Source organism: Chryseobacterium sp. OSA05B (assembly GCF_019970065.1).
Taxonomy (GTDB): Bacteria; Bacteroidota; Bacteroidia; order Flavobacteriales; family Weeksellaceae; genus Chryseobacterium.
In genome coordinates, this window is the sequence record NZ_JAHXYH010000002.1 from 1 (window position 1) to 17,361 (window position 17,361).

13 protein-coding genes are annotated in these 17,361 nt (G+C 37.5%); 7 read left to right on the forward strand and 6 right to left on the reverse strand.

Annotation, left to right across the window (positions count from 1 at the left end):
* Positions 1–370: 370 nt before the first annotated feature.
* The 3 genes from LC419_RS07310 to LC419_RS07320 form a co-directional block, all read right to left on the reverse strand.
* Entirely contained in the window at positions 371–3,364 is a 2,994-nt protein-coding gene (locus tag LC419_RS07310; RefSeq protein ID WP_223606739.1) for a zinc-dependent metalloprotease, read from the reverse strand.
* Between the two features lie 127 nt (positions 3,365–3,491).
* Positions 3,492–5,120, reverse strand: a complete 1,629-nt coding sequence (locus LC419_RS07315; RefSeq protein ID WP_223606740.1) for an acyl-CoA carboxylase subunit beta — start codon at positions 5,118–5,120, stop codon at positions 3,492–3,494.
* A gap of 304 nt (positions 5,121–5,424) precedes the next feature.
* Positions 5,425–5,952 carry a GNAT family N-acetyltransferase gene (locus tag LC419_RS07320; RefSeq protein ID WP_223607583.1) on the reverse strand — a complete coding sequence of 176 codons (528 nt, stop codon included), beginning with the start codon at positions 5,950–5,952 and terminating at the stop codon, positions 5,425–5,427.
* Between the two features lie 254 nt (positions 5,953–6,206).
* Between LC419_RS07320 and LC419_RS07325 the strand changes: the two genes are divergently transcribed.
* Genes LC419_RS07325 through LC419_RS07335 form a run of 3 tightly spaced genes read left to right on the forward strand, consistent with a single transcriptional unit; the run spans position 6,207 to position 8,965 of the window.
* A complete protein-coding gene (locus LC419_RS07325; protein ID WP_223606741.1) occupies positions 6,207–7,094 on the forward strand; it encodes a DMT family transporter in 888 nt (295 codons plus the stop codon).
* Between the two features lie 12 nt (positions 7,095–7,106).
* Positions 7,107–8,189, forward strand: coding sequence for a PorV/PorQ family protein (locus LC419_RS07330; RefSeq protein WP_223606742.1), 1,083 nt, complete (start codon positions 7,107–7,109; stop codon positions 8,187–8,189).
* 23 nt (positions 8,190–8,212) lie between these two features.
* Positions 8,213–8,965, forward strand: a complete 753-nt coding sequence (locus LC419_RS07335) for a hypothetical protein (protein WP_223606743.1) — start codon at positions 8,213–8,215, stop codon at positions 8,963–8,965.
* 52 nt (positions 8,966–9,017) lie between these two features.
* Here the strand turns inward: LC419_RS07335 and uvrC are convergent, their stop codons facing one another.
* On the reverse strand, positions 9,018–10,817 hold the full coding sequence (gene uvrC, locus LC419_RS07340) for an excinuclease ABC subunit UvrC (protein ID WP_223606744.1): 1,800 nt from the start codon (positions 10,815–10,817) through the stop codon (positions 9,018–9,020).
* 261 nt (positions 10,818–11,078) lie between these two features.
* Positions 11,079–11,840, reverse strand: coding sequence for a hypothetical protein (locus LC419_RS07345; RefSeq protein WP_223606745.1), 762 nt, complete (start codon positions 11,838–11,840; stop codon positions 11,079–11,081).
* 138 nt (positions 11,841–11,978) lie between these two features.
* On the opposite strand from LC419_RS07345, the gene hutH reads away from it, so the two are divergent.
* The 4 genes from hutH to LC419_RS07365 all read left to right on the forward strand — a co-directional run bounded on the left by hutH (position 11,979) and on the right by LC419_RS07365 (position 16,097).
* Positions 11,979–13,469, forward strand: a complete 1,491-nt coding sequence (gene hutH, locus LC419_RS07350; RefSeq protein ID WP_223606746.1) for a histidine ammonia-lyase — start codon at positions 11,979–11,981, stop codon at positions 13,467–13,469.
* A 12-nt stretch (positions 13,470–13,481) separates the two neighbouring features.
* The gene (locus LC419_RS07355) at positions 13,482–13,943 is read left to right on the forward strand and encodes a DUF2059 domain-containing protein (RefSeq protein ID WP_223606747.1); all 462 of its coding nucleotides are present in this window, start codon (positions 13,482–13,484) and stop codon (positions 13,941–13,943) included.
* 96 nt (positions 13,944–14,039) lie between these two features.
* On the forward strand, positions 14,040–14,486 hold the full coding sequence (locus LC419_RS07360) for a GNAT family N-acetyltransferase (protein WP_223606748.1): 447 nt from the start codon (positions 14,040–14,042) through the stop codon (positions 14,484–14,486).
* Between the two features lie 117 nt (positions 14,487–14,603).
* Positions 14,604–16,097 (forward strand): S8 family serine peptidase, encoded by a 1,494-nt coding sequence (locus LC419_RS07365; RefSeq protein ID WP_223606749.1) that lies wholly within the window; start codon positions 14,604–14,606, stop codon positions 16,095–16,097.
* A gap of 91 nt (positions 16,098–16,188) precedes the next feature.
* On the opposite strand, the gene LC419_RS07370 is transcribed toward LC419_RS07365, so the two are convergent.
* Positions 16,189–17,358, reverse strand: a complete 1,170-nt coding sequence (locus tag LC419_RS07370) for a carboxypeptidase-like regulatory domain-containing protein (RefSeq protein ID WP_223606750.1) — start codon at positions 17,356–17,358, stop codon at positions 16,189–16,191.
* Positions 17,359–17,361 lie beyond the last annotated feature (3 nt).

A 17,361-nucleotide genomic window follows, 5' to 3' on the forward strand; every position in this document is an offset into this window, starting at 1 on the left:
TGATAAAAGATCAATGATGGCTTATCAATCATCAATCATCAATTATAAATCATGATTGATCAGTAATGAGTAATGTGGATCAAGACCTTCCAGTCAATACATCAGCGATCAATCATCTTTTATCAATCATCATCTATCTTTAAATAAGCCATAAGCAGAGTAAATAATACTATTCTCATATCTGATCTTCTATATATTTAATAGGAGAGTGCTTTAAGGTTTTAGCCAAACTTATGTTATTATAAGGAACCAAAGATTTTAAACTGTAAAGATCGTTAACTATTGTCCACTCTTATCCATCACAATTTAATATACAGAACAAAAAAGATGGCCTTTCGACCATCTTTTGTTATTGTATTTAGAAATAATATTATTTTTTAATAACAGGTGTTGTAAAAATCAAACCTTCCTTATCGAAAAGTCTCAGTACATAAGAACCTGCCGAATATTCGGAGAAATTGATATTTCCAGAATATTTTTTTCTTCCGGTCATATTTCTTCCCGACATATCATAGAGTTCATAATGGGTAACCTGTCTGTCTGTAATCACTGAAAGGATATCTCTCACCGGATTAGGGACGATTTTAATATCACTAATATTCTGATATTCTTTTGTACCTAAACTTGAAGTAAGTGTTAATACTCTAGAATTTTTACTTTCATTTAAGCAGATATTTAAAGCAATAAGCTCACTGACACTTTTTCCGACGAAACTTGATACATTAGCCGCACTGTTATAAGAAATACCTTTTACGGTATATGTGCCTGCCGGAAGAGAAGTAAAGTTGGCTGTAGGGCTCACGGCCTGAATTTTACCTGTCGAATTGTTGATCGCTACAAATGTATAACTGTACCCAGCCGGTGTTGCAGAAGTTTCATATAGACTTCCAGGACCGGAAGCCGTAAGGGTATAGCTGGTTGCATTGGCAGGATTTGAAAAGTTTGAAATCACAAAGTAATAATCAACTCCTTCATTTAATACCACAGCTTTAGCAGTTCCGGTAGATGTATAATTTGTACCGTTATAATACGCATTTGATGTTAAGAAATTAGCCAATGTTGCAGGACTTCCTGAATGTACGGAAGTAATCAGAAATCCTGATGATTTGGAGAAAACATAAGAACCGCTTTCTGTAACTCTGAATTTAAAGGTATTGGTTACAGAATTGCTGCTTGCAGAAACAGGGGCTGTCATTCCGGAATTGCTGTAAACAATAACGTTATTTGTACTGGTCCCTACATTATATACGAAGGTTTTAGAAGTATAGGCTGCCTCTGCCACTGGAGGAGCAGTCATATTAAGATTGGCTGCAGGGCTGCCGGAAACCGCTGTAGCTGCAGCCTGTGGTGTAATATAGGTAGAATAAGCCGCACAGTCTGATGTTATGGTGAAATTATTATCAGAGACATCAAAGAATTCTGCATAAGGATTGATAACTCCTACTACTTTCACTCTTGCTTTATCTGTAGAAGGGATATATGGAATAGTAGCTGTATAACTGCCATTATTCAGAACATTGGATGCTAGAGTATAAGGGAATGAGATTCCACCGTCGATAGATAGTAAAATATCAACATTACTCTTAATTGTATTGGTATTATTCACATCCCAGGTAACATTCACATTAGTATTGGCAGCTACCGAAATACTAGTAGCATTCGGATATGAAACCGTTAACGGTCCATTGTTACTCACAGTTACAACGATTTCATCAGAATCCAGCCCTCCGTTTGTCACATTATTATCTCTTACGGTAAAACGGAATTTCATATTTCTGGCTACCAGAGGTAAAGCTTCAGCATCATTGGTAGGTGGATTGTTTTGATTATTAAGGACAAACTGCATCTTAGGAAAATATCTTTCTGTAGTTGAGATGCTTTGTTCAGAACGGAACAAAGGTGCAGTCGTACTGTTTACAGCAGTATAACCTCCTGTTCCGGTAATGGTGGATCCGAATGCTCCTTTATCATTAGCTGTGGCTATATCAGCCTGTTCCCAGGTATATGAAAGATTGCTGTCATTCGGGTCAGTAGCAATTCCTTTTAGCTTGAATGGGGTGTTTTTTGGAATGGTAATATCTACTCCTGCATTGGTAGAAGGAGCCTGGTTGGCACTGGCTACAATGGTGTAGCAGTTGGCCGGTGATTGCAGATAAGCAAGCATTTGATCTAAACTTCTTGCATTAAAATAATTTAAATTATTATTACCTGTATTGGTCTGATTATTTGGAGTTGAACAGTTGGTAGAATATCCCATAATCGTTGATCCGCCACCGGGTTCAATGGCGGCACCTGCATTCCAACCGCTTGTACAAAATGTAGGACTACTGGCACTTCCTCCAACCGCATTATAGGTATGTCCTGCGGAGAACTGATGACCCATTTCATGCGCAATTAATCCTGCAACAACACCTTTAGGCATGGTGAGTGCCCATTGGCTCCAAGCTCTTGATTTTGAAGTATTGTTACATGGCTGTGGGCCAGCCTGGCCCTGTGCTCCGCCACTGCTTAAAATATTGAATGTATGCCCTATATCATATTTATTATAAACCAACGTCGTGTTGGTATTTAAAGTGTTAAAACCTGTTTGAGAATTAGCTGCACTGGCAAAAGAAGGATCCACAGTGAATGGATCAGTGGCAGGATCAGTAAATATCAGGGTTTTATTAGTAGTATCAGCGATAAGACCAAACGTTACGGAAACTTCTGATTCATAAATCTTATTGATCAGGTTCACCATATTGACCGCTTCAGCCAATGCATCATCCGTATTTCCGGCAAAAGCCTGCGTAAATTCACCGGTAGTAGCTACGGCCAGCCTGAATTTTCTGATCTGGTTTCCAAATGGAAAGTTGGCCGCTGATTTTGAGGTTAAGGATTGTTTAACGATCGCTAACTCCTTAATTATATCATTTTCTTCCACTCCGCAGGTAAATCTTTCGTCAAACTTTGAGAAAGCATTGTAAATCCTGTACTGGCCGGGAGATGTTTTGTAGCGCTCTACAATAAAATAGCCTTCATCATTTTTAATAATGGCATTAAAGTGATCTTTAAAAACAGACAGTTTCAAAGATGAACCCCGATCTTCACTCACACCATCAAAAGTAAGAATTGAATTAAGTCTCTCTTCTGTAAGGCTGTTCTCGCTTAAATTAAATTTAATACTTTTTCCGTTTTCCGAAGGAATGGTGATCCAGACCTTTGAAATTTTTTCTTTTTTTAACCGGCTTTCTCTAAACTGGCTTTCGAATTTTTGAAAATCGAAAGGGAATTCACTACCTGGTAATGAGGCTTCTTTTGAAATATTTTGTCCCCAGAAAAAAGTATAAATGATTAATAAAATAAAAGTTAATTTATATCTCATAATAAAGTGATTTTATTTATAAAGTTAATAAATAAAAAGAAACGACAATATGAATTATTTATCATATTGCCGCTTTATTGATGTTTATCAAAAAAATAAACTTAATTTTAATATATCGTGAATATTTTTATACTTGAATAACTCCTAGGTTAAATTTTTCCGTAATTGGGGAGTGGTTTGCGGCTTCAATACCCATGGAAATCCATTTTCTTGTATCAGTAGGGTTAATAATAGCATCCGTCCAAAGCCTTGCTGCGGCATAAGTAGCTTCAGTCTGCTTTTGGTATCTTTTGGTGATGGTATCTAGAATTTCATTATGTTCTTCTTCAGTGATCATCTTACCTTGCTTCTTTAAAGTAGATTCCTGAATCTGTACCAAAACTTTGGCTGCCTGAGATCCTCCCATTACAGCCAGATCAGCCCAAGGCCACGCCACGATCAGTCTCGGATCGTAAGCTTTACCACACATGGCATAATTTCCTGCTCCGTAAGAATTTCCTGTAATGATCGTGAATTTTGGAACTACCGAATTGGAAACGGCATTCACCATTTTAGCACCATCTTTAATAATACCTCCATGCTCAGATTTCGAACCTACCATAAATCCTGTAACATCCTGAAGGAAAACCAAAGGAATCTTTCTCTGATTACAGTTAGCGATAAACCTTGTTGATTTATCAGCAGAGTCTGAATAAATGACACCTCCAAACTGCATTTCACCTTTTCCGCTTTTAACAAGTTTTCTCTGATTCGCTACGATTCCTACGGACCAGCCATCAATTCTAGCTGTAGCACAAATGATGCTTTTCCCGTAATCAGGTTTGTATTCTTCGTATTCTGAATTATCCACTAAACATTTAATGATCTCGTAAGTGTCATACTGTTCCGCTCTTGAAACTGGAACGATGCCGAAAATATTATCGGGATTTTCTTTTGGAGGAAAGCTTTCTATTCTGTCGAATCCGGCCTTTTCAGTACTTCCAAGAGATTTCATGATATTTTTGATTCGGTCTAAAGCATCTTTGTCATCTTTAGCCTTATAATCCGTCACTCCTGAAATAGAGCAGTGCGTGGTAGCTCCACCCAAAGTTTCATTATCAATACTTTCACCGATGGCTGCTTTTACAAGGTAACTTCCGGCAAGGAAAATAGAACCCGTTTTATCCACAATCATCGCTTCATCACTCATAATAGGAAGATAAGCTCCTCCCGCTACACAGCTTCCCATCACTGCAGAGATCTGAATGATTCCCATCGAACTCATTTTGGCATTATTTCTGAAAATTCGTCCGAAATGCTCTTTATCAGGGAAGATTTCATCCTGCATAGGAAGGTACACTCCTGCAGAGTCTACAAGATAGATAATTGGAAGTTTGTTTTCCATCGCGATTTCCTGTGCTCTCAGGTTTTTCTTTCCGGTAATCGGGAACCATGCACCTGCTTTTACAGAAGCATCATTCGCTACCACCAGACATTGTCTACCCGAAACATATCCCATCACGACTACAACTCCTCCGCTAGGACATCCGCCATGCTCTTTATACATTTCATAGCCAGCAAATGCACCGATTTCTATGGAATCCGAACCTTTGTCGAGAAGATATTCAACTCTTTCTCTTGCTGTCATTTTTCCTTCGTCACGAAGCTTTTGAAGCCTCTTTTCACCGCCTCCTTTTTTTATTTCAGCGAGCAATTGATTAAGATCGGATAATTTTAATCGGTTTTGATCTTCCCGTTTGTTGAATTCAAGGTCCATAAAATTTCAATTTTTTACGCCTAAAGATACTATTTTTATAACGAATACACACCGAAGTAAAACAAGTGTTTAATATATTGGTTCTCAGAAATTTGTGAAATTTTTAACAAAAATTTATTTTTAAATTACTTATATTTTCTATAACTTTACTTCAGAGTTAAGGGGATAATATTCCCTGCTAAATACTCTAAGTTCCTAGTTTATTTTTTTAATAGTTTATTATTTGAAGGCCCTGAACGTTGAACAAATTTTCAGGGTTTTTTTATGCTCATACAATTAATAATCGAAAAGCGATATCGGAACATTAAATTGAATAATATTTTCTGTATTCTACAATATCGAGAAATGAGGATTGGCCTTTATTTTTCCGGTATTTTTTATAAGGTATAAAACCTAATTTTTCCGGTATTTTTCTACTGGCTATATTTCCCTTATCAACCGGATAGCGTATATATTTAAAAGTAAAGTTATTTTCTAAAAATTCAATCAGGCTCATTATTATTTCAGTTCCCAGCCCAATACCCTGCACGCTTTTTTTCAGCCATAACCCCAATTCCACAGATTCTGATGTTATATGATGGATACCACAGCAACCTATAAAATTATTTTCAGAGTCAATTGCAACCATTACCAAGTCGGTATTGTCTGACAGTGTTTTTTTTGATTCTTCCACGAAGCTTAGAATATCATTTCTATCACCTTCAGGGTTGAAAGGCATATATCTAGTAATTTCTGCAGTGAAGTGGGTGTTGATATCGTCAACATATGATTCTTCTACTGGTTTTAACAGTAGTCGATCTGTTTTAATTCTAATATCCCTATTTAATATCATTTTCAAATTTATAATTCTTTTATTGAGTGCAGGAAATCATGTGCATTGTCCTGTGAAACAACAGTTGCTTTTGTTTGATATGAAATTTTAATTTCAATATTTTATATTTTTAGGTGATTATGATCGATTGTTTAGGAAAAATAAGGTGAATATGCATTAATTATTTTTTTATTAAAGTAAAATTTATATTTTTTATGAGATTTGTAAAAGCCTATTTGTAAATTTGCCTGTTAAAAATTTACAGAAGTTAGGATATGCAAAAATTAGCACTTTTCAGGTTGCATTTGATTGTTTTTTTGTGGGGGTTTACTGCAATTTTAGGAAAACTGATTCATGCCAATGCTCAGATCCTCGTATTTTACAGGATGCTTTTTGCTGCTATATTCCTTTTTATATTTATTAGAATTTACAAAAAAGAGAGCATAAAAGTATCGAAGAAGATCTTTTTTCAGCTAGCCGGTATTGGCTGTGCTATGGCTCTCCATTGGTATTGTTTTTTTTATTCCATTAAAGTATCGAATGTTTCCATTGCATTGAGCTGCCTGTCACTTTCTACTTTATTTGCTTCCATATTAGAACCCATTATTTTTAAAAGAAAGATCGATATTTCGGAAGTTGTCATGGGCGTAGTGATTGTTGCCTGTATTTTACTGATCTTTAAAACAGAGTTTCATTTTAAGGAAGGAATCATCTATGGGGTTCTCTGTGCGATATTCGGAACTATTTTCTCTGTTTTTAACGGGAAGATGTTTGGAAAAACGAGTTCCGGAAATATTATATTTTATGAAATCTTCTGCGGATGGTTGGTTCTTGCTCTATTTTATATGGCGACAGGACAGATTTTTCAGATGAATGAAATAAACTACAGAGATCTGGCGTTAATATGCTTGTTAGCCAGTGTTTTTACAGCTTTTCCAATGCTGGAATCTGTAAACCTGATGAAATATATTTCACCGTTTACCTTAATTTTAACAGTTAATTTAGAACCAGTTTACGGAATTATACTAGCTTTTTTTATCTTTGGGGAATCAGAAGAAATGAGCCCTGTATTTTATGGAGCTTCAGGCGTTATGATACTGGCAATCATTGTCAATGGATTGATGAAATCCAGGAAAACAAAAAAACAAAAAAACTTTAACTAGCATCAAATTTATATGATGAAGAAATATTTTTTACTTGCATTTTCACTGCTGTTTGGGCTCTCTCAATCTCAGATCATAAGAAAATACTCCAATGAATTTTTAAATATCGGAGCTGGAGCAAGAGGACTGGCCATGGGTGGAGCTGTAATTTCCAATCAGGACGATGTATATGCCCCGATGTGGAACCCCGCAGGTTTAATGGCTATCGAAAGAGACTGGCAGGGCGCAGCAATGCACGCAGAATATTTCGAATCTATTGCCAAATATGATTATCTGGCTTACGCAAAAGTACTGGAAGAAGGTGTATTCGGGGTTTCTATAGTAAGATTGGGGGTAGACAATATCCTGAACACTACACAAATGATCGATGCAGAAGGGAATATTGACTATGACAAGATCACCAAATTTTCCCAGTCTGACTACGCAGCTATTCTTTCCTATGCTTTTCATCCTGCCGGAAATCCTAAACTGGATGTAGGGGTGAATGCCAAAATTGTTTACAGAAATGTAGGAAAATTTGCCAGCGGTTATGGTTTCGGTTTTGACGTGGGGGCTATTTATAAAGCAGATAATGGTTGGAAATTTGGAGGGATGTTGCGTGATGCAACGACTACTGTCAACTTCTGGAGCATCAACCAGGGGGAACTTTCTACTATTGTAAATGGTGAAGAATTTAACCCGGCTCCAAAAGATAAAATGGAGCTTACCATGCCTAAACTGAATGTGGGGGCAAGTAAAGTATTCAATATCAACAGCAGTCTGTATGTATTACCGGAAGCAGGGATCAATGTCGATTTCGCGAAAACGGCAGCGCTGGTTTCTACAGATTTTGCCAGCCTTACGCCTTATGCGGGTGCTGAACTTGGCTATCAGAAAATGATTTTCGTAAGACTTGGGGTAAACAGATTCCAGTCTATTACAGATATTGAGGACCTAAAGAGAAAAGTTTCTTTCCAGCCGAGCGCAGGTATCGGGATAAAATACAGAGGGCTTACACTGGATTATGCCATCACCAATTCAGGTATAGGAGGATCTAATTTCTATTCTAATTTTTTCTCTCTTAAACTGGATATGGGGCAGTTTAGAAATGATTAACTTTGACATGTAATTTAAAAGCAATGAAAAAAATATCAGTAATAGCGTCTTTTTTTTTAGTAACTGCTGTTTTTGGACAGAAAGTTTCTGATTATAAATATATTTCCGTTCCGGAAAAACTCAAAGATTTCGATAAAGATTCCTATGGACTTGAAACCTCTCTGGCAAAAGGATTGACGGGTAAAAAATATACAGTGGTACAAGGAATAAAGGAATGGCCGTCCGATGCCAGAGAAAATCCTTGTCATGTTTTATATGCCAATCTTTTAGACAACAGTAACTTTTTAAAAAACAGGGTACTGATTGAAGTGAAAGACTGTAATGAGAAAACTGTTTTTTCTTCCAAAGGATCTTCCAATATTAAAGATTTTAAGGAGGGATTTCAGGATGCTCTTAAACAGGCTCTTATAGCAGTTCCTGTTTCTTATCCTACAGAAAAAGTTCAGACTGTAAAAGCAGAACCTGCAGTTACTGAAGCGATCAGTAAAAATGATGCACCTTCTTCTTCACCTATTTCAGAAAATAAATCCGGAAAATATTCAAACGGGAAGTGGAACCTTCAGAAAATTCAGGTAGACAATAATCAGTTTATCCTGGCAGACAGTGGAAGTTCTGTGCCATTTGCTGTTTTCAAAGCTTCTTCAAAGAAAGATGTCTTCAGAGTAAAGCTTGCAGACGGAACTTATACCATCGGATATGTTGAAAATGGTAATATCATCATTGATATGCCACAATCTAACGGTGAGTTTTCTAAAGAAGTATTTTCGTCAAAATAAGAATACGCTATCAATAATATACAATCCTTAATTCCACGAATTAGGGATTTTTTTATTGGTCAGCACTATTGAAATACTCCCAGATCACCTTCGCCTTACTTTTCCCCAGAATCTCCTCCAACGTTTCCATACTCGATTCCCGGATGCGTTTAACAGATTTTAATTTAGAAAGCAGCAATTCAATAGTTTTTTCACCCACACCAGGAATCTCTTCCAGTTCAGATTTTATCGTAGAATTTTTTCTTCTCGTTCTGTGGTGCTTTACTCCGAAACGGTGAGCTTCATCCCTTACGCGCTGAAGAATTTTCAATGTTTCCGATTTTTTATCCAGATACAACGGAATAGAATCTTCAGGAAAGAAAATTTCTTCAAGTCTTTTCGCGATACCCACAATCGTAATTTTGCCGTAGAGTCCTAATAGTCTCAAACTTTTTACAGCAGAGGAAAGTTGTCCTTTTCCACCATCTATAAGGATCAGCTGCGGAAGGTCTTCCCCTTCATCCAGCAGTCTTTTGTAGCGGCGGTAAATCACTTCTTCCATGGTAGCAAAGTCATTGGCTCCTTCTACCGTTTTCGGATGGAAAATTCTGTAATCAGCTTTGCTTGGCTTTCCGTCTTTAAATACGACACACGCAGAAACAGGATTTGTTCCCTGAATATTGGAGTTGTCAAAACCTTCAATATGTCTCGGTTCTACCGGCATTCTCAGCAGTTTTTGCATTTCAGCCATAATCCTGTTGGTATGTCTTTCCGGATCTACGATCTGTACCTGCTTCAGTTTTTCCAAACGGTATTCCTTAGCATTTTTCTCGGAAAGTTCCACAATCCTTTTTTTATCGCCTACTTTAGGAACAATCAGTTTCACATTCGGGATCTCCACAGAAAGATGGAATGGCAACAGGACCTCCTTAGAATCGGAACTGAACTTCTGGCGGATCTCGATCAGGGCTTCTTCCATAATATCTTCATCCGTTTCCTCAAGGATTTTTTTGATTTCTGTGGTAAAACTCTGGATGATATTTCCGTTCCGGATTTTAAAGAAATTCACATAAGCAGCCGTTTCATCGCTGGTCATTCCAAAAACATCCACATCATCAATATTAGGATTTACAACCGTATTTTTAGCCTGATAATCTTCTAAAATATCCAACCTTTCTTTGATGATCTGTGCCTCTTCAAACTTCAGATTTTCTGCATGTTTCATCATCTGATTGATCAGATATTCCCTGGCTTTCCGGAAATCTCCTTTGATAATTCCCCGGATAGCATCGATCTTTTCATCATAATCCTCTTTACTTTCCAGATCTTCGCAAGGGCCTTCACAGTTTTTGATATGATATTCCAGACAGACTTTATATTTTCCTTCGTTTATTTTAGCGGGTGAAAGATTCAGATTACAGGTCCTGAGCTTATAAATATGCTTGATGGTATCCAGCAGAATCTTTGCAGGACGCACTTTCGCGTAAGGACCATAATATTCGGATCCGTCTTTGATCACATTTCTGGTCAGGAAAATCCTTGGAAAGTTCTCGTTTTTAATACAGATCCATGGATAGGTTTTGTCATCCTTCAACAAGACATTGTAAAAAGGACGGTGTTCCTTGATCAGATTGTTTTCCAGTAATAGAGCGTCATATTCGCTGTTAACGATGGTGGTTTCCAAGCGTACTATCTTTCCTACCATTATTTTGATACGGTAGCCAGGAAGATTTTTGTTGAAGTAGGAGAGAACCCTTTTCTTTAAGTGTTTGGCCTTTCCTACATACAGCAATTGGTCGTTTTTATCATAATAACGATAAACGCCTGGTTCTGATGGTAAAGTTTTAAGCTGTAATTCTAAAGAAGGATTCATATAACAAAATTACGGAATCCATCCGGGATTTAAAAGAACAAAAAAACTGCAGAATGTTCTGCAGTTTTATGATGTATGTTAAAATCAGGTTTGGGTTTGAGGATCAGAGCGTTTTAGTATTGGGCCTTCTGATATATGCAGTCTCACATATGCACAAAAGATTCACCACTCACTTGCGAAGCAAAATTCACTATTCACTCTACCTTGGCACTTTGTTCTCTGCTTTTGATGCTTATCCCAAATTCGGATTAAAATTAAATTCTATGTATGGCTCATATCCGTATATTGATAGACTAAGAAGCTGAAATAATCCCACTCTACAGAGTTTTTAGGATATTTTTTCATAAATTCAGGATTGTCTCCGAACAGGAAATCATAGTTGTCTTCAAAATCATCTTTGTGAAGCCACATTACTTTATCCCCTTTCTTCACATAATAAGATTTGATCACACCACCACCAAATGCCGGAGCTCCTGCAAAACCGGTTGTAGCGGTAGTACTTGCGAACGGATCGTAATAAACAGAAATAATCTCATTAAATTCAGGATTGATGACCTGCATTAAAAAAGCTTTGCTTTCTTTTTTGTTTTTTAACGAAACAGTCTGATTTTCAAAACGGATCGCTTCGTCCGTAGTAGATTTACTGTACTTTTTAGTGCTGTAATTTCTCATATTCGAAATGAAACTGGCCGCCTTCATCGATTTTTCAGTCTCAGTGGCGTACAAATACATTTCGGCGATGTCTGCAGCAGCAAACTTCACAGGTTTTTTGGTATCCACATCCTCGATCGTGATAGAAAGGATCTGGCCTCTTTGTTTTTCCCAGGACTTACTGTAGCCCTGATGTTCAGTGTTATCCTTTAATATGATAGTGGAAACTTTTTTGTCTGATGCCGTATTGAAACCTTCGTTAAATAAATACCGATTCATTTCTTTTCTCTCTTCTTTGGAATATTTTACCTTCTGTGCGAAAGTTGAAGTACCTGCTAAACATAAAGTAAGCAGTAAAGTGGTAAGTTTCATAAGTTATTGGTAATTGTTTTTTTATTTTGGCGGTAAAAATAACAAATTAAATGACGTATCGGTAGAAAAAATATAAGACCGTAAAATTTAGCTTTTACAATTATCGCTAAATGCGTAATTTTAAGGAAATTTTTAGAAATGATATACGGTGTAGATGTTTTCACTTTCCATGATGTTCTGGAAATCTGTAAAAAACCAAATAAAGCTAAGCTTAATAAAGTAGCCAAAGAACAGATCCTAAAATCTCAGAAAAACGTTCAGAAAATAGTAGAATCCGATAGATGTGTCTATGGGATCAATACAGGCTTTGGGCCCCTTTGCGATACTAAAATATCTGCTGACGAAACTGCTCAGCTGCAGTACAACCTTATTATTTCCCATGCAGTAGGTGTAGGAAAGCCTATCAATAAGGAATTTTCCAAAATTATGATCATTGCAAAAGTTCATGCATTGTCTAAAGGTTTTTCGGGAGTTTCTCTTGAAGTGATCGAAAGACTGATCCTGATGCTTGAAAAAGATATTATCCCGGTGGTGCCTGAGCAGGGCTCTGTAGGGGCATCCGGAGATTTAGCACCTCTGGCTCACCTTGTACTTCCATTGCTTGGATTAGGACAGGTTTGGGAAGGAGATGAGATTTTCGAAACCATGGAAGTTTTAGAAAGGCATGATCTTGAACCATTGGTATTAGGCCCGAAAGAAGGTTTGGGACTGATCAACGGAACCCAGTTTATTCTGGCTCATGCTATTAAAGGTTTGGAGAAATTTGAATATCTACTGAACCTGGCTGATATGACTGCGGCTATGAGTATTGAAGCATACAGAGGTTCTGAAAGTCCGTTCAAAAAAGAACTTCACGAGATCAGACCTTTCGAGGGAAGCAAAAAAGTGGCGGCAAGAATGGTGAAGTTTTTAAAAGGTTCTGAAAACATGAAAGCGCATGAGGAATGCGAAAGAGTTCAGGATCCTTATTCCATGAGATGTGTTCCTCAGGTGCACGGTGCCAGCAGAAATGCTTTTGAACATCTTAAACTAATGGCTGAAACAGAACTGAATTCGGTAACAGACAACCCTATCGTTCTAAGTGCTGAAGAATCTATTTCCGGAGGAAACTTCCACGGACAGCTGATGGCACTTCCTTTAGATTATGCTACACTGGCTGCTGCTGAATTAGGAAATATTTCAGACAGAAGAAGCTATTTATTACTAGAAGGAAAATACGGACTTCCAAGATTATTGACAGAAAGCTCAGGACTGAATTCAGGATTTATGATCCCTCAGTATACTTCTGCAGCTTTGGTGACGGAAAATAAAACGTTATGTTTCCCGGCATCAGCTGATTCTATTCCTACAAGCTTAGGTCAGGAAGACCACGTTTCTATGGGAAGTATTTCCGGTAGAAAATTCAATCAGGTTTTAGGAAATCTGGTGAATATCTTATCTGTGGAATTGATGTTTGCAGCCCAGGGATTAGAATTCAGAAGACCTTCCAAATGTTCGAAGATCATCGAAGAAAACTTTACCATCATCCGTTCTAAAGTAAAGAAACTGGAAGATGACAGACTGATAGGAAAAGATATGCTGGCTATTGCAGAGCTGATCAACGAAAGAAAATTTAAGGTTGAAGTTTAACAGTAAGCAGAAATGAAAAAACTAATCACCATTGTAAGCCTTTTTTCAGGTACATTTGCTTTTTCCCAGGCTTCAGAAGCTAAAGTTAGGGAACTTATTAAAGTGATGGGTGCAGATAAAATGGCCATCTCCGGAATGCAGCACCAAGTGCAGGAGATTAAAAAAAGCTCTCCCGATATTTCCGATGAGTTTTTTAATGAATTTATGGCAGAAGTAACAACAGAAAGAATAACTGAATTGTATATTCCGATATATTCTAAATATTATTCAGAATCAGAAGTCGATGATCTGATCAGATTCTATAAGTCACCCGTTGGGCAAAAGACTATTTCTGTTTTACCGGCCATTATGAAAGAAAGCATAGAAGCAGGACAAAAAATGGGAAGAGAAATAGGGCTCAAAGTGAAAGAAAAACTTGATAAAAAAGCAGGGTATCAAAATCCGCCACCACCGATGCCTAAAAAAAATAAGTAAAACAAATAAATCCCAAGCTTCCTCTCACCGGGGAAGCTTTTGTATTATACCCCATTTTTAAATCCTTAAATCAATTAAATTTTTAAATCAAGAAAAATGACCATCACCAGAACAGATTCTTCCCACAAAGATTTTCAAAATTTAGTCCAACTTCTCGATGCCGATCTGGCCATCCGTAACGGAGATGATCATCCATTCTATGATCAGTTCAATAAAATTGACAGCATCAAAAACTGTATTGTCATCTACATTGATGAAAAACCTGCCGCGTGTGGAGCTTTCAAGAAATTTTCTGAAGACACCGTTGAGATCAAAAGAATGTATACCCATCCGGATTTTAGAAAAAGAGGTCTGGCCACAGCTATTGTGGAGGAACTGGAATCCTGGGCTAAAGAATCAGGCTACGCAAAAGCAGTTTTAGAGAGTTCCCTTGAGCAGAATGAAGCCCTTTCTGTTTACGAGAAAAGTGGATATTGCAGAATTCCTAACTACGGACAGTATATAGGTATTGATAAAAGCGTTTGTTATGAGAAAATATTGTAAAATTTTCAAAGGGTATTGATAAGGATTCATATTCTTGTAATAGTAAATTCATTTTTTCTGAGCTTTTAATTCTCATCAAAGTGTTATATTGTGGTTCCAAACCATACAATTAAAACTATGAGAAAAAGTGTATTTTACCTACTGGCACTGTTTTTTGTCATGAATTCATGTACCCGTGACGAACTTCAAAACGAAAATCCTAAAATTGAAAACATTCAGAAAGATCCTTTAACGGGAAAGCAGATCAACGCTGAAATTAACAGCTCGATCAAAAATACCGGGACATTCAACTGGAAAAATGCTTCAGATCATTTGCTTTGGAGTGCCATTTTCAGGGGAAACAGAATGGTGTCCATCGGATTCGGATCTTCAAAGGATGATTTTGACAGAAGCCTTTCCACAGACAGCAAAACTATGGAAGCTGAAGTTTTAGACGTGATCAAAAAGTACGAAAATGTTTCACAGGAGAGATTTCTGCTTGCTTCAGATCAATATCTTAACCAAATAGATGTGATCGTAGAAAAAGAGGAAACCATTACAGCTCTGAGAAAAATGAAAACCATACGGTATGTAGAACCGGGAGACTATCATTATTTTGAGATCGAAAATGGTCTTAATCCCAATGCAAAATCCAGTGGCTCCTCATCAGGATGCGGCTTTGAATCTACTGCTTTAAGTGCTGCAGATTATACGACTACAACTCCAAATGCTAAAGTTCCGTGGGCTTTTACACAGCACAATATTCCTAACGCATGGAGCTACAGTACAGGAGCAGGAGTTACCATAGGACTTATCGATACAGGAGTTTCACCGGAACAGACGTTGTTGGGAAGCAGTTTTAATACGGGAGCTTCTTCCGGTAGAACGATCAACAAGTTCGGATCCTATGTGAACGGATCTACTACAGACGGGCCGACTGACCAATGCGGTCACGGAACAAAAATGGCTTCCGTAATGGCAGCCCCGAAAAATAATGTAGGACTTCCTGTAGGTGTGGCGTATAATGCCAATCTGATCACTTACCGCGCTGCTTCCAATGTGGTATTGGAAACTTCCAGCGAGCAGAACGGAGTGAAAACAGCATTTACGGATCTTGCCAATAATACCAGCGTGAAGATTATTTCAATGTCAATGGGACATATTTTCTCTGTCGGAAAAATTGAAGACGGAGTGAAATACGCATATTCCAAAGGAAAACTGATCTTCTGCGCAGGAGGAACTTCTACCAGCTTTACTAATTTTGTTGGGGTTATTTTCCCGGCAAGTATGTCCGAAACACAGGCGGTAACCGGTGTAAAAGAAGGAACTTCCAACCAGAAATGCGATGTCTGCCATTCCGGAAGTCAGATCGATTTTACTTTCCAGATGGAAAGAGCGAATGGAAATACCGTTCCTGTTTTAAGTTATTATAACAATCAGTCTGATTATGTTGGCGGTTCATCAGTGGCAACAGCAGCTACGGCAGGCATTGCAGCTCTTGTGTGGTCTAAAAATCCATCATGGACCAGAGATCAGGTGCTGAATAAAATGAGACAGTCCGCTACCTATTATCCTACCGTGAATTCAAGCTACGGCTATGGAAATATCAATGTTCTGAAAGCGGTACAATAAAGTATGAATTATAAGTTATGAGTTATGAGTTATGAGATTTATGCCTTAAACATCCAGGCTATCTCTTAATAAAAATATCAAAGGGAATATCTCAGTCTCCCAGCTGATAATCTAACGGAAGCAGGTTTTCAATTTTATTTTTTGTAAAATCGCCTTCGTTGATAAGCAGGTCCGGATTGGTGATATTCCCTTCTTTTGTAACCTCAAATATTTCACCTTCAGGATGCAGATAGGAGGAGAGTGTCTTGGGTAATTTGCTTTTCACAAATTCCTTTCCCTTAATTTCGTAGAGGTACTTTTTATAATTCACCTGAAGCATATCCTTAAAACTGAACAGAACTTTCCCTTCTTTTCTTGCGACGTAGGCAGAATCAGGGATGAGCGTTTTTACAATAGCCAATGCATACGGTCTCTGGGTGTTTTTTCTTTGGGAAATTTCGCTGATATTTTCAGGGATCTTGACTAATTCAGTGTTTTTTGCCATTGTTCTGAAGTCTTCCAATGCCTGTAATTCTTCTTTTGTAGGGTATTGCGGATTGGGAACTTTTACAACATGATTCACAATGAACTTTTCTTCAGAGATCTTATTGTCGTAGATGCTTCTGAAAAAATGAAGCAGACTTCCGTCGTAAGCATTCATCCGGTTAAGTTTGATTTTACCCGTGCTTTTTGTTTCCTTGAAAAAGCTTGTTCCTGAATAATTGACCGTGCGGGTATTAAAGTCTGAGGAATAGTTGATAAGATTGTACTGGATCTCGTAGCCCAGATTTTTATTTTCAATGATTAATGTATTCGGAGCTTTTACTTTCAGGAATTTATTCTTCTTATCGTAGGAAAATTTCAGGGATTTTTGGTTCTTGATCGTTACATGCTCACGGTCACTGCCGATGAAAGTTTCCAGAAAATAATTGATATAACTTCTGTAAGCCTCGGAAGTATAAGGAACCAGCCTGATTTCCTCAATAGCGTTGGTTTTAGTCAAAACTACTTTCAGATTTTTATTGATAACTTCTGATACAGCTGTGGTAAAGGTTTCAAAATCGTCTTTCTGAAAAACAACATTTCCCAAATTCGCGGAAGAGATACTGAGGCTGAATGTGCCGTCTTCTTTCGAAACCGTTCCTGTTTTGGTTCCGTCAATATAAATATTGACACCGGGGATGAGATTACCGGTATCACTGACTACCCGGCCTTTAATGACCTGACCGTTTACAAAATACAAAGGGAGTATCAATAAAAATAGGAATATCGTTTTTTTCATGGG